The following is a 13,163-nucleotide window of genomic DNA, read 5'->3' on the forward strand; positions in this document are numbered from 1 at the left end:
AGGGGAAGGCCGTGGAGGACACCTCCGCATCGCCCGCGGTGATCGAGACGCGCGGGCTCACCAAGCGCTACCGCGGCGGTCAACTCGCCGTGGCGGGACTGGATCTCGTGGTGCCGCGCGGCAGCGTGTTCGGCTTCCTCGGTCCGAACGGTTCCGGCAAGACCACGACCATTCGCATGCTGATGGGGCTGATCGAGCCCACCTCGGGGCTGGCCCGGGTGCTCGGTGAGCCCATGCCGAAGGCTTCCCGGCGCGTGCTGCCCCGGGTGGGGGCGCTCATCGAGGGGCCCGCGCTCTACGGCTTCCTCTCCGGCCGCGAGAACCTCGTGCGGTACGACTCCGCCGACCCCACCGCCGATCCGCGCACCCGCGCGGCCCGGGTCGACGCGGCGCTGGAGCGTGTCGGGCTCACCAGTGCCGCGGGCAAGAAGGCCCGTGCGTACTCGCTGGGCATGAAGCAGCGTCTCGGGCTTGCCGCTGCGTTGCTCCAGCCGCGCGAGTTGCTCGTCCTGGACGAGCCGACGAACGGGCTGGACCCGCAGGGCATGCGCGAGATCCGGTCCCTGGTGCGGGGGTTGACGGCCGAGGGTACGACCGTCTTCCTCTCCTCCCATCTGCTCGACGAGATCGAGCAGGTCTGTACGCATGCGGCCGTCATGGCGCAGGGGCGGCTGCTGACCCAGGGGACCGTGGCCGAGCTGGCGTCCTCCACGCGTGGCCGGCTGGCGGTCACCACCCCCGACACGGCGGACGCGATCCGCGTCCTCAAGGAGCACGGTGTGAACGATCTCGTGGCCGTGGACGACCGCGTCACGGGCGAACTTCCCGTCGACGGCCCGGTCGCCGACCTCGCGGACCTGAACGCCGCGCTCGTCCGGGCAGACATACGGGTCCGCGCCTTCGGTACGGAACGGGCCTCGCTGGAGGACGCGTTCGTGGCACTCACGGGGGAGGGTTTCGATGTCGCAGGCTGAGGTGGCTGTGCTGGCTCGTCCGGTGAGCCCGTTGTGGACGCTGTCCCTGTTCCGCAGCGAGGTGGTGACCCTGTTCCGGCGTTGGCGGACGCTGGTGCTGCTCGGGGTGCTTGCCGCGGTGCCGATCGTGATCGGGATCGCCGTGAAGATCGAGACGGGTGGGAGCGGGAGTGGGGGCGGCCCGGGTGGTGGGGGCGCCGGTCCGGCGTTCATCAGCCAGATCACCAACAACGGCCTGTTCCTGGTCTTCGCGGCTCTCGCCGCGACCCTGCCGTTCTTCCTGCCGATGGCGATCGGTGTGGTGGCCGGTGACGCGGTCGCGGGTGAGTCGGCGAGTGGGACGCTGCGTTATCTGCTGGTCGCCCCTGCCGGGCGGACCCGGCTGCTGCTGGCCAAGTTCGCTGCCACGATGGTGTTTTGCGTTGCCGCCACGTTGGTCGTGGCCGTATCGGCGCTCACGGTGGGAGCGTTGCTCTTTCCGGTCGGTGACGTCACGCTGATCAGCGGGACGAGCGTGTCCTTCGGGGAAGGGCTGCTGCGGGGGCTCGCGATCGCGGGCATTGTGGCGGTGTCGCTGCTCGGTATCGCGGCGTTGGGGTTGTTCATCTCCACGCTCACCGGGAGTGGGATCGCGGCGATGGCCACGACGGTGGGGTTGCTGATCACGGTGCAGATTCTTGATCAGTTTCCGCAGTTGCATGCGATTCAGCCGTATCTGTTTCCGCATTACTGGCTGAGCTTCTCGGATTTGCTCCGGGATCCGGTGTACTGGGATCAGATCTGGCGGAATGTGGGGTTGCAGGTGTTGTACGCGGCGGTGTTCGGGTCGGCGGCGTGGGCGAGGTTCACGTCGAAGGACGTGACGGCGTAGGGGGTGTTTGTGCCCCGGTCCCGCCCTTTCACCGTTTCCCGGGGCTCCGCCCCCGGACCCCGTTCAGGGGCTCCGCCCCTGGCCCCCGCTCCGGGGGCTGCGCCCCCTGGTCCCCCGCAACGCGGCTCCGCCGCGTTGGTCCTCAAACGCCGGACGGGCTGGATTGTGCCGGGCCGCGCTGGAAGGTACCGGGCCGCGCTGGTTTTTCGTGCCCGCGCTGGTTTTCAGCGCAAGCGCGAAATCCGGCGCGGGCACGAAAATTAAGCCCGTCCGGCGATTGAGGACGAGCGGCGGAGCCGCGATAGCGGGGTCTGGGGCGCAGCCCCAGGAGACGGGGAGAGGGCGGGACCGGGGCGCAACTCCCACCCACCCCCACCCCCACCCGAGGTCAGGCGCTCAGGCTCCACACCGCACTGGCGATGGCGGAGCTGTTCGTCCCCAGGGCCGTGTTGTCGAGGTTGCCGTTCGTGTCGCACGACTGGTGGTAGCAGGCGTCGAAGGCCTGGCCTGCCGTGCCGCCCCACTTCTGGGCCTGGTCATCGGTCTTGATGTAATCCGCACCGCTGAACAGCCCGCCCACCGGTATGCCGGCCCGCTGGAAGGGGGCGTGGTCGGAGCGGCCGTCGCCCTCCGTGTCCACCTCCGTGGCGATGTTCTTCGCGGTGAACCAGTTCTCGAAGAGGCTCTTCAGCTTCTGGTCGTAGCCGTACACGAAGTAGCCCGGGTTCGGCGAGCCGATCATGTCGAAGTTCAGATACGCGTCGATCTTCGAACGGTCGCCGGAGGACAGGCTGTTCACATAGTGGCTCGAGCCGCGCATGCCGAGCTCCTCCGCGCCCCACCAGGCGAACCGCAGGTGCTTCGTGGGCTTGTAGCCCTGGTGGGAGACGGCGAGGGCGACCTCGAGGATGCCCGCCGAGCCGGAGCCGTTGTCGTTGATGCCGGGGCCGGCGTCGACCGAGTCGAGGTGCGAACCGGCGAAGACCACATGGTCGGTGTCGCCGCCCGGCCAGTCGGCGATCAGGTTGTAGCCGGTCGCGCCGTTGGTGCTGAACTGCTGGACGGTCGTGGTGAATCCGGCGGCGTCCAGCTTGCTCTTCATGAAGTCGAGGGACGCCTGGTAACCGCTGCTGCCGTGCGCGCGGTTGCCGTTGTTGGCGTCGGCTATCGCCTGCAACTGGTCGAGGTCGGCTCTGACGCTCGCGGCAGGTATCTCGGGTGCGGCGTCCCGGACGGTGGTGGTGGGGGTCGCGGCGACGGCGGGAAGGGTGGGGACGCCGAGCAGGGCGGCAGCGGCAAGGGCTGCGACAACGGTGACTCGACGCCTCTGGGTGAGAACGGACATGTGGGGGGCTCCCAACTCCATTTGACGTGGGCATGATGTTGGGGGCCCCTCGGAGTCACGTCAAGAGCGCGATTCGGACACGGAGTTCCGGTCATCGGACACCGGGCGCGAGGCGGTGCGCTCCTGCGCCGCGTTCAGCTCGGCCCTCGCGAGGCGGGCCGTACGCAGCGCGTCCCAGGTGAGCAGCACCAGCGCCAGCCAGACGAGCGCGAACCCGGCCCACCGCTCCGGCGGCATGGCCTCGTGGAAGACGAACAGCCCCAGTGCGAACTGGAAGACCGGGGCGAGGTACTGGAGCATCCCGAGCACCGACAGCGGCAGCCGCACCGCGGCCGCGCCGAAGGAGACGAGCGGCAGCGCGGTGATCAGGCCGGAGGCCGCCAGCAGCAGGGCGTGCCCGGTTCCCGCGCTCGCGAAGGTGCTCTCGCCCCGCGCGCCGAGGAAGATCAGGAAGCCGAGCGCGGGCAGGAACTGCACGGCGGTCTCGGCGGCCATCGACTCCAGGCCGCCCAGCCCGACCTTCTTCTTCACCAGGCTGTACGTGCCGAACGTGGCGGCGAGTCCCAGCGCGATCCACGGGAGCTTGCCGTAGCCGACGGCCAGGACGGCCACGGCCGCCGCGCCGACCCCGACCGCCGTCCACTGCATGGGGCGCAGCCGCTCGCGCATGACGATGACGCCGAGGGCGATCACGACGAGGGGGTTGATGAAGTAGCCCAGCGAAGTCTCGACGACATGGCCGGAGTTGACGGCCCAGATGTAGATGGCCCAGTTCACGGAGATCATGGTGGCGCCGAGGGCGATCATGGCGAGCCGCTTCGGCTGGCGCAGCAGCGGCCGGATCCAGGCCCAGCGCCGGGTGACGGCGAGGACGGCCACGACGGTGACGAGCGACCAGACCATGCGGTGGGCGAGGATCTCGAAGGCGCCGGTGGGTTTCAGGAGCGGCCAGTACAGCGGGAAGAGGCCCCAGATGCCGTAGGCGGCCACTCCGTAGAGGAACCCGCTGCGTATCTCGCTCTGCGGTGCGTCGGGTTTCACTGTTCCTCCCGGAAGTGGTGCGGTGGTGCGGTGTGGCGACCTGGCGACGGTAGCGCCACCCGGGGGGATGTGTCATGCGTGTACCGCATGACGGTCATGTCGATGCGGAGGAGGCGGAGGAGTTCGCTGCCCGCAGGAGGGCGATCGCCTTGGTGACGTCGAAGGGGAGGACCGTCACGACGACGTTGGGCAGGTGCTCGAGCGTCTTCGCCATCTGCTCGCCGGTGTCGCGGTGCAGCAGCCGGCCGAAGGGTGTCGAGTAGGTGCGGCGGGGGATCAGCAGGGTCAGCGCGGTGGTGCCGTCGGCGGTCTTGCGGCCCGCGAGCTGGGCGACGGCGTGCCGCAGCCGGCGGTCCGGGCAGTCGATCAGCTCCAGCGGGACGTCGGTGCCGGGCGTCCGTTCCCAGCGGTCGCGCAGCCGCCGGGCGCGGGTCTCGTCGATGACGAAGTGCAGGGCCCGCACCTCGTCCGGCCGCAGCTCGTGGGCGTAGCGCAGTGCCTTGACCGCGGTCAGGTCGAGGTTGTCGACGAGGATGTACACCAAGTGCCGCCGCCAGTGCGGCCGTTCGGTGGTGAACGCCGGGACGTTCTCGAGCGCCTCGGCCTCCTCGCGGTAGCGGCGGTTGATGCCGATCAGGGCCCAGACGCCGAGCGGGAAGACCACCACGACCAGCCAGGCGCCTTCGGTGAACTTGGTGATCGCGAAGATGATCACGACCAGGGCGGAGGTCACGGCGGCGGCGAGGTTCACCCCGATCTTCAGCCGGCGGTGGGGTTCGTCGCGGCGCCAGTGGTGGGCGGTCATCCCGGCCGCCGCCATGGTGAAGCCGGTGAAGACGCCGATCGCGTAGAGCGCGACGAGCTTGTCCACGCTGCTGCCGGTCACGAAGAGCAGCGCGAGCGAGACGACGGTGAGGCAGATGATGCCGTTGGAGAAGGCGAGGCGGTGGCCGCGCCGGGTGAGCTGGCGGGGCAGGAAGCGGTCCTCGGCGACGAAGCTGGCGAGGAACGGGAAGCCGGTGAACGGGGTGTTGGCGCCCGTGTAGAGGATGAGCGCGGTGGCGAGCTGGACGTAGACGAGGCCCGCCGTGCCCAGCCAGCTGTCGCCGAAGATGAGGTGGGCCTCCTGCGCGATGACCGTCGGGTTGCCGGCGGTGTAGGGGATCGCGTGGGTGAAGTGGGCCAGGGTGGAGACGCCGAGCACCATGACGCCGAGGATGATGCTCATCGTGGTGAGGGTGCGGCGGGCGTTGTCCCCCTGCGGGTGGCGGAAGGCCGAGACGCCGTTGGAGATCGCCTCCAGGCCGGTGAGCGAGGAGCCGCCGTTGGCGAAGGAGCGCAGCACCATGAACAGCGAGGTGCCGTACAGCCAGCCGTTGCCCGGGGTGCCGAGCGGGATCGCGCCGTGCGCGTGGACGTCGGCGTGCGGGAGCCCGGTGGTCAGGGCGCGGACGAGGCCGATGCCCAGCATCAGGGCGACGGCGACGATGAACAGGTAGGCCGGTGCGGCGAAGGCCCGGCCCGCCTCGCGGATGCCGCGCAGATTGCCGTACATCAGCAGCACCACCACGCCCACGGTGATGGGCAGGCTCAGGTGGTCGATGCCGGTGTAGCCATGGCCGAGCAGGTGGGCCAGCGAGATCAGGGCGTCGGTGCCGGCGGCGGCCTGCACGGCGACCGTGACGATGTAGTCGACGAGCAGTGCCACGGCGGCGATCTGGGCGACACGCGGCCCGAAGTTCTCGCGGGCGACGACGTACGACCCGCCCGCGCGGGTGTAGACGGAGACGACGTCGCGGTAGGAGAGCGTGAGGAGCAGCAGCACCAGCAGGATCGCGCCGGTGACGGGCATCAGCAGGGTGAACGCGGCGGTGCCGACGACGGGCACCAGGATGCGCAGCATCTCCTCGCTGCCGTACGCGGTCGAGGAGATGCAGTCGGAGGCGAGCACGCCGAGAGCCATCGGGTTGGACAGCTTCTCCTGGGCGAGCTGCTCGGTGACGAGCGGCGGGCCCAGCAGACGGCACTTGAGTCGGTAGCGGAGCCGGTCGCGGACGGGGGGTTCGGCTTCGGTGGCGGCCATGGCCATATCTGACCGGTTACCCATCCGGCCCCGGGCATAGACGCACCGGCCGGACACCCGATCGGTGCCCGGCCGTTCGTCGTGGACTCAGTGGACTCAGCCCACGACCGTCCAGGTGTCGTTGCCCGCGAGGAGGGCACCGAGGTCGCCCTTGCCGTGCTGCTCGACGGCGGCGTCGAGCTGGTCGGCCATGAGCGTGTCGTAGACGGGCCGGTCGACGCTGCGGAGGACGCCGATGGGCGTCTGGTGCAGCGTGTCGGGGTCGGCGAGGCGCGAGAGAGCGAAGGCGGTGGTGGGGGAGGCGGAGTGCGCGTCGTGGACGAGGATGTGCGCCTCGTTCTCCGGGGTCACCTCGACGACCTTCAAGTCGCCCGTGGCGAGGTCGCGTACGACACCCTTCGAGAGCTCCGCGCCGAAGCGGATCGGCTGCCCGTGCTCGAGGCGGATGACCGCCTCCTCGGCCTGCGTCTTGTCCTTCAGCACCTCGAAGGCGCCGTCGTTGAAGATGTTGCAGTTCTGGTAGATCTCCACCAGCGCCGTGCCCGGGTGCTCGGCCGCCTGGCGCAGTACCTCGGTGAGGTGCTTGCGGTCGGAGTCGACCGTACGGGCCACGAAGGACGCCTCCGCGCCGAGCGCCAGCGACACCGGGTTGAACGGGGCGTCGAGGGAGCCCATCGGCGTCGACTTGGTGACCTTGCCGAGTTCCGAAGTCGGGCTGTACTGGCCCTTGGTGAGGCCGTAGATCCGGTTGTTGAACAGCAGGATCTTCAGGTTCACATTGCGGCGCAGCGCGTGGATGAGGTGGTTGCCGCCGATGGAGAGCGCGTCGCCGTCACCGGTGACCACCCAGACGGACAGGTCGCGGCGCGAGGTGGCGAGGCCGGTGGCGATGGCCGGGGCGCGGCCGTGGATGGAGTGCATCCCGTAGGTGTTCATGTAGTACGGGAAACGGGAGGAGCAGCCGATGCCGGAGACGAAGACGATGTTCTCCTTGGCCAGGCCGAGTTCGGGCATGAAGCCCTGGACGGCGGCGAGGATCGCGTAGTCGCCGCAGCCGGGGCACCAGCGCACTTCCTGGTCGGACTTGAAGTCCTTCATCGTCTGCTTGGCTTCGGCCTTGGGCACCAGCTTGAGCGCCTCAGTCATCGATGGCCTCCTTGAGCACGGTGGCGAGCTGCTCGGCCTTGAACGGCATGCCGCTGACCTGGGTGTAGGAGCGGATGTCGACGAGATGGCGTGCGCGCAGCAGGGTGGCGAGCTGGCCGAGGTTCATCTCGGGTACGACGACCTTGCGGTACCGCGCGAGGACCTCGCCCAGGTTGGCCGGGAACGGGTTGAGATGGCGCAGGTGCGCCTGGGCGATCTGCCGGCCCGTACCGCGCACGCGGCGCACCGCGGCGGTGATCGGGCCGTACGTCGAACCCCAGCCGAGCACCAGCGTGTCGGCCTGTCCGGTGGGGTCGTCCACCTCGAGGGCGGGGACGTCGACGCCGTCGACCTTGGCCTGGCGGGTGCGGACCATGAAGTCGTGGTTGGCCGGGTCGTAGGAGATGTTGCCCGTGCCGTCCTGCTTCTCGATGCCGCCGATGCGGTGCTCGAGACCGGGCGTGCCGGGCACGGCCCACGGGCGGGCGAGGGTCTCGGGGTCGCGCTTGTACGGCCAGAACACCTCGGTGCCGTCGGCGAGTTCATGGTTGGGCGAGGTGGCGAACTGCACTCGCAGGTCGGGGAGTTCACCGGTCTCGGGGATGCGCCAGGGCTCGGAGCCGTTGGCGAGGTAGCCGTCGGACAGCAGGAAGACCGGGGTGCGGTAGGTCACCGCGATCCGGGCGGCCTCGAGCGCGGCGTCGAAGCAGTCGGCGGGGGTGCTCGGGGCCACGATCGGCACCGGGGCCTCGCCGTTGCGCCCGTACATGGCCTGGAGCAGATCGGCCTGTTCGGTCTTGGTCGGCAGCCCGGTGGAGGGGCCGCCGCGCTGGATGTCGACGATGAGCAGCGGCAGTTCGAGCGAGACCGCGAGCCCGATGGTCTCGGACTTCAGCGCCACACCGGGCCCGGAGGTGGTGGTCACGGCGAGCGAGCCGCCGAACGCCGCGCCCAGCGCCGCGCCGATGCCGGCGATCTCGTCCTCGGCCTGGAAGGTGCGCACGCCGAAGTTCTTGTGCTTCGACAGCTCGTGGAGGATGTCGGAGGCCGGGGTGATCGGGTACGAGCCGAGGTAGAGCGGCAGGTCCGCCTGGCGGGAGGCGGCGATCAGGCCGTAGGACAGCGCGAGGTTGCCGGAGATGTTGCGGTAGGTGCCCGCCGGGAAGGCGGTGGTGGCCGGGGCCACCTCGTAGGAGACCGCGAAGTCCTCGGTCGTCTCGCCGAAGTTCCAGCCCGCGCGGAAGGCCGCGACGTTGGCCTCGGCGATCTGGGGCTTCTTCGCGAACTTCCTGCGCAGGAACTTCTCGGTGTTCTCCGTCGGCCGGTGGTACATCCACGACAGCAGGCCGAGGGCGAACATGTTCTTGCTGCGCTCCGCCTCCTTGCGGGAGAGCCCGAACTCCTTGAGCGCCTCGATCGTGAGCGTCGTCAGGGGAACGGGGTGGACGTTGTACGCGTCCAGCGAGCCGTCCTCGAGCGGGCTGGTGGCGTAGCCGACCTTGGCCATCGGGCGCTTGGTGAACTCGTCCGTGTTGACGATGATCTCCGCGCCGCGCGGTACGTCGGCGAGGTTCGCCTTCAGCGCCGCCGGGTTCATGGCCACCAGGACGTTGGGCGCGTCGCCGGGGGTGAGGATGTCGTGGTCGGCGAAGTGCAGCTGGAACGAGGACACACCCGGCAGGGTGCCTGCGGGGGCGCGGATCTCGGCCGGGAAGTTCGGCAGGGTCGACAGGTCGTTGCCGAACGAGGCCGTTTCCGAGGTGAAGCGGTCGCCGGTGAGCTGCATGCCGTCACCGGAGTCGCCCGCGAACCGGATGATCACCCGGTCCAGTCGGCGCACCTCCTTGGCGGTGCCGCTCTGTGAGCCGGGACCGCGCTGTCCGGTGAGGAGCGAGGTCCCGTCCCCGGACGGCGGTGGGGAGGAATCTGGCTGCGGTGCGGAATCGGCCTGCTCGGCCGGGCTGCTGACCTGGCTGGTCACTGCTTCGGACCTCCCTCATCGCGGCGGTGCGCGCCCGGTGATGAAGACCGGGCGTTCCCACGGGCCATCGTACGGGGCAGGGGTTCGAGGACCCCTAGAAGATCGGTGCCGCTCTACGACTTTGGTCCTGGGTCCTTGGTCCCGCCGGGCCCTACGACCGAAGGTAGGTCAGCACCGCCAGAACGCGGCGGTGATCCCCGTCACTTGGCGACAGGCCGAGCTTCAGGAAGATGTTGCTGACGTGCTTCTCCACGGCTCCGTCGCTCACCACCAGCTGCCGGGCGATGGCGGAGTTCGTCCGTCCTTCGGCCATCAGGCCGAGCACCTCCCGCTCGCGCGGGGTGAGTCCGGCGAGGACGTCCTGCTTGCGGCTGCGGCCCAGCAGTTGGGCGACGACCTCGGGGTCGAGCGCGGTGCCGCCCCGGGCGACCCGCACCACGGCGTCCACGAACTCGCGCACCTCGGCGACGCGGTCCTTGAGCAGATAGCCGACGCCCCGGCTGCTGCCGGCCAGCAGCTCGGTGGCGTACTGCTCCTCCACGTACTGCGAAAGGACCAGAACACCCAGGTCCGGGTGGTCCTTGCGCAGCTGCACCGCGGCGCGCACGCCTTCGTCGGTGTGGGTGGGGGGCATCCGGACGTCCGCGACCACCACGTCCGGCAGGGTGCCCGCGTCCGCGAGTTCCCCGACGACCTTCACCAGCGCCTCGCCGTCGCCGACGCCGGCCACGACCTCGTGCCCGCGGTCGGTCAGCAACCGGGTCAGGCCCTCCCGGAGCAGTACCGAGTCCTCGGCGATGACGACGCGCACCCTGTCTTCCACGGCTTCCGGCCCCCTGGCTGGCTCTAGCTGACGGCTACGCGTCAAGCATCGCAGCAAACGGCGCGGGGGCCGGAACCGGCGCGGTCGGCCGCGGGTCAGCCGCGGTCGCGCCAGGGCAGTTCGGCGGTGATCGTGGTGGGGCCGCCGACGGGGGAGTCCACGATCAGCAGGCCGTCGACGGAGCCGAGCCGTTCGGCGAGTCCGGCGAGCCCGCTGCCGGATTCGGTGGAGGCGCCGCCCTTGCCGTCGTCCCAGACCTGGAGCAGCAGCCGGTCGTCCGAGCGCCATACGTCCACACGTGCGTTGCGGGCCTGGCTGTGTTTGCTGATGTTCTGGAGGAGTTCGGAGACGGTGAAGTAGGCGATGCCTTCGATGGCGGGTGCGGGGCGGGTGTCGAGGTCGGCGGTGACGTTGACGGGGACGGTGCAGCGTCCGGCGACGGAGGAGAGGGCGGCGTCGAGTCCGCGGTCGGTGAGGACGGCGGGGTGGATGCCGCGGGCGAGGTCGCGTAGTTCCTGGAGGGCGAGTTTGACCTCGCCGTGGGCCTCGTCGACCATCTTCGCCGCCGCGTCCGGGTCCTCCGTCAGCTTCTCCTTGGCCAGGCCGAGGCCCATGGCGAGGGCGACGAGGCGGGCCTGGGCGCCGTCGTGCAGGTCGCGTTCGATGCGGCGCAGGTCGGCGGCGGCGGTGTCCACGACCACGCCCCGGTCCTGCTCCAGCTCGACCACCCGGGCCGCCAGCCGGGACGGGCCCAGCAGCGACGTCACCAGCAGCCGGTCCACCGTCGCCATGGCGTGCATGATCCACGGGCCGGTGAGCACCATCACCAGGCCGACGGCCGAAGTGACGGTGATCGCCAGGGGGGTGTCGAGGTAGATCTGGTGGTCCGGGGTGCTGAAGACGGCCATCCCCGGCCGGCCGTCCCACATCGGATACGTCCACTGGTACAGCGGGTACAGGAACAGCGCCCAGCCGACGACCCACAGCAGCAGCGACCCGACGAACGTGCAGATCGCCCACGGGAAGAGCAGCAGCGAGTAGAGCACGTGCCGCCACGAGGCGCCGCTCTTGAACAGCGCCGACGCCCAGCCGACCAGGCCCCCCTTACGGTTCTCCGCCTGCACCGGGTGGGGCGGTTCGACGTCCAGGCCCAGCAGCACCCGGGCCCGGAAGCGCTCGACCGACCCCAGCATCCGCGCCCCGTACAGGGCGGCGCCGAGGATCGGCACGCCGACGAAGGTGATCAGCAGGCCCAGGCCGACCGAGCCCATGATCACGGTCCACAGGAAAGCGGCCAGCGCGATCGGGAAGTTGAGCTGGAGGTGGATGAACTCGCGCCAGGTACGGCCCGCGACGGGTGCGCGCAGCAGCAGGGGCAGCCGGTGGAGACGCTGTTGGTGGTGCTCGTGTTGTCCGTACCCGACGGCCATGTCCTCGTCCTTCACGTCGTGTTCGCAAGGGTTGCGCAAGGGGTGTGCGCAAGGGGCGTCCTCTGGCCTCCAGCCTTCCGTGCGGCGGAGGGCGAGGCCATGCGGGGAGTGGGTGTCCTGGGGGTGGGGTTTTCCCCACCCCGGCGGAGTCAGCGATTCCGCCAGGGCAGTTCGGCGGTGATCGTGGTGGGGCCGCCGACGGGGGAGTCCACGCTCAACAGGCCGTCCACGGAGCCCAGTCGCTCCGCGAGACCGGCGAGCCCGCTGCCGGTCTCCGTGGAGGCGCCGCCCTTGCCGTCGTCGCGCACCTGGAGCAGCAGCCGGTCCTTCCTCCGCCACACCTCGACCTCCGCCGTACGGGCCTGGCTGTGTTTGCTGATGTTCTGGAGGAGTTCGGAGACGGTGAAGTAGGCGATGCCTTCGATGGCGGGTGCGGGGCGGGTGCCGAGGTCGACGGTGACGGCGACAGGGACGGTGCAGCGTCCGGCGACGGAGGAGAGGGCGGCGTCGAGTCCGCGGTCGGTGAGGACGGCGGGGTGGATGCCGCGGGCGAGGTCGCGCAGTTCCTGGAGGGCGAGTTTGACCTCGCCGTGGGCCTCGTCGACCATCTTCGCCGCCGCGTCCGGATCCTCGAGCACCTTCTCCTTGGCCAGGCCCAGCCCCATCGCCAGGGCGACGAGGCGGGCCTGGGCGCCGTCGTGCAGGTCGCGTTCGATGCGGCGCAGGTCGGCGGCGGCGGTGTCCACGACCACGCCCCGGTCCTGCTCCAGCTCGACCACGCGCCGCTCCAGCTCGCTCGACGGGCCCAGCATCCCCCGCACCATCGCCCGGTCCACCAGCGTCAGCCCGCGCGCCACATGACCCAGCAGGGGCCACAGGAGGATCAGCGACACCACGGTGACGAGGAACGTCAGCAGCCCCCACGGCAGCCGGATGAAGGCGTAGAGCGTGGTGCGCCAGGCCACGGTGTCCCCCAGGACCAGCCGCAGCCGGGCGAGGAACCCGCGGTGTCGTACGCCCTGCGGCAGCGGGCTCGGCTCCTCGACCCGCACGTCCAGCAGCGAACGGGCCCGGGAGCGGGCGAGGCGCCCCAGTACCCGGGTGCCCGTGAGCCCCGCCGCCAGCAGCGGCAGACCGATCACGGTCACCGACAGCGCCAGGCCGGGAAGCAGCCACAGCACCACGAAGACGAACCCGGCCAGCCCCTCCACCAGGTTGAGGAGCAGGTGGCCGACCTCCCGCCAGGTCCGGGCGTCGTACGCGAAACGGGGCGGCGGCAGCCGGTCGTCGTCCGGATCGGACCCGAACGGGCGGCGGCCGGACTGGATGCGGGTGGTGCGGGCGGTCATGGTCCAAGCCTGCCTGTCTCATACCGGGCCCCGCCATGGGGGCCGTGGGGTGCGGCAGGTGGGGATAACCCCACCACCGGCCGTAGACTCCCGGGGGTACATATCGTCGATTGTCGAATT

At 70.3% G+C, this 13,163-nt stretch carries 10 protein-coding genes; 2 read left to right on the top strand and 8 right to left on the bottom strand.

Annotated features, from left to right (window positions below; translation table 11 throughout):
* Positions 1-11 precede the first annotated feature (11 nt).
* Together ACV530_RS04095 and ACV530_RS04100 are read left to right on the top strand one after the other, a co-directional pair.
* Positions 12-974 (top strand): ABC transporter ATP-binding protein, encoded by a 963-nt coding sequence (locus ACV530_RS04095; protein WP_494330842.1) that lies wholly within the window; start codon positions 12-14, stop codon positions 972-974.
* A complete protein-coding gene (locus ACV530_RS04100) occupies positions 961-1,845 on the top strand; it encodes an ABC transporter permease (protein ID WP_494330843.1) in 885 nt (294 codons plus the stop codon). Before ACV530_RS04095 ends, ACV530_RS04100 begins: the two co-directional genes overlap by 14 nt.
* Positions 1,846-2,233: 388 nt before the next feature.
* On the opposite strand, the gene ACV530_RS04105 is transcribed toward ACV530_RS04100, so the two are convergent.
* From ACV530_RS04105 to ACV530_RS04140, 8 genes are all read right to left on the bottom strand, one after another.
* Positions 2,234-3,190 carry a M28 family metallopeptidase gene (locus tag ACV530_RS04105; RefSeq protein ID WP_494330844.1) on the bottom strand — a complete coding sequence of 319 codons (957 nt, stop codon included), beginning with the start codon at positions 3,188-3,190 and terminating at the stop codon, positions 2,234-2,236.
* 60 nt (positions 3,191-3,250) lie between these two features.
* Complete coding sequence (rarD, locus tag ACV530_RS04110) at positions 3,251-4,231, bottom strand: EamA family transporter RarD (protein ID WP_494330845.1); 981 nt, start codon at positions 4,229-4,231, stop codon at positions 3,251-3,253.
* A 94-nt stretch (positions 4,232-4,325) separates the two neighbouring features.
* The gene (locus ACV530_RS04115) at positions 4,326-6,314 is read right to left on the bottom strand and encodes an APC family permease (RefSeq protein WP_494330846.1); all 1,989 of its coding nucleotides are present in this window, start codon (positions 6,312-6,314) and stop codon (positions 4,326-4,328) included.
* Positions 6,315-6,410: 96 nt separating this feature from the next.
* Positions 6,411-7,460 carry a 2-oxoacid:ferredoxin oxidoreductase subunit beta gene (locus ACV530_RS04120; protein WP_494330847.1) on the bottom strand — a complete coding sequence of 350 codons (1,050 nt, stop codon included), beginning with the start codon at positions 7,458-7,460 and terminating at the stop codon, positions 6,411-6,413.
* Positions 7,453-9,441: a 2-oxoacid:acceptor oxidoreductase subunit alpha gene (locus ACV530_RS04125; protein WP_494330848.1), complete on the bottom strand. Its 1,989-nt coding sequence runs from the start codon at positions 9,439-9,441 to the stop codon at positions 7,453-7,455. Before ACV530_RS04125 ends, ACV530_RS04120 begins: the two co-directional genes overlap by 8 nt.
* A 151-nt stretch (positions 9,442-9,592) precedes the next feature.
* Positions 9,593-10,252, bottom strand: coding sequence for a LuxR C-terminal-related transcriptional regulator (locus tag ACV530_RS04130; RefSeq protein ID WP_494331150.1), 660 nt, complete (start codon positions 10,250-10,252; stop codon positions 9,593-9,595).
* Between the two features lie 107 nt (positions 10,253-10,359).
* Positions 10,360-11,694 carry a sensor histidine kinase gene (locus tag ACV530_RS04135; RefSeq protein WP_494330849.1) on the bottom strand — a complete coding sequence of 445 codons (1,335 nt, stop codon included), beginning with the start codon at positions 11,692-11,694 and terminating at the stop codon, positions 10,360-10,362.
* A gap of 149 nt (positions 11,695-11,843) precedes the next feature.
* A complete protein-coding gene (locus tag ACV530_RS04140) occupies positions 11,844-13,043 on the bottom strand; it encodes a sensor histidine kinase (RefSeq protein ID WP_494330850.1) in 1,200 nt (399 codons plus the stop codon).
* Positions 13,044-13,163 lie beyond the last annotated feature (120 nt).

This window comes from Streptomyces sp. SX-6 (assembly GCF_059089585.1).

Bases quoted from the DNA above. Each gene is read 5' to 3' on its own strand.
- ACV530_RS04120 (WP_494330847.1), bottom strand. From the start codon at position 7,460: ATGACTGAGGCGCTCAAGCTGGTGCCCAAGGCCGAAGCCAAGCAGACG.
- ACV530_RS04105 (WP_494330844.1), bottom strand. From the start codon at position 3,190: ATGTCCGTTCTCACCCAGAGGCGTCGAGTCACCGTTGTCGCAGCCCTT.
- ACV530_RS04115 (WP_494330846.1), bottom strand. From the start codon at position 6,314: ATGGCCGCCACCGAAGCCGAACCCCCCGTCCGCGACCGGCTCCGCTAC.
- ACV530_RS04100 (WP_494330843.1), top strand. From the start codon at position 961: ATGTCGCAGGCTGAGGTGGCTGTGCTGGCTCGTCCGGTGAGCCCGTTG.
- ACV530_RS04140 (WP_494330850.1), bottom strand. From the start codon at position 13,043: ATGACCGCCCGCACCACCCGCATCCAGTCCGGCCGCCGCCCGTTCGGG.
- ACV530_RS04135 (WP_494330849.1), bottom strand. From the start codon at position 11,694: ATGGCCGTCGGGTACGGACAACACGAGCACCACCAACAGCGTCTCCAC.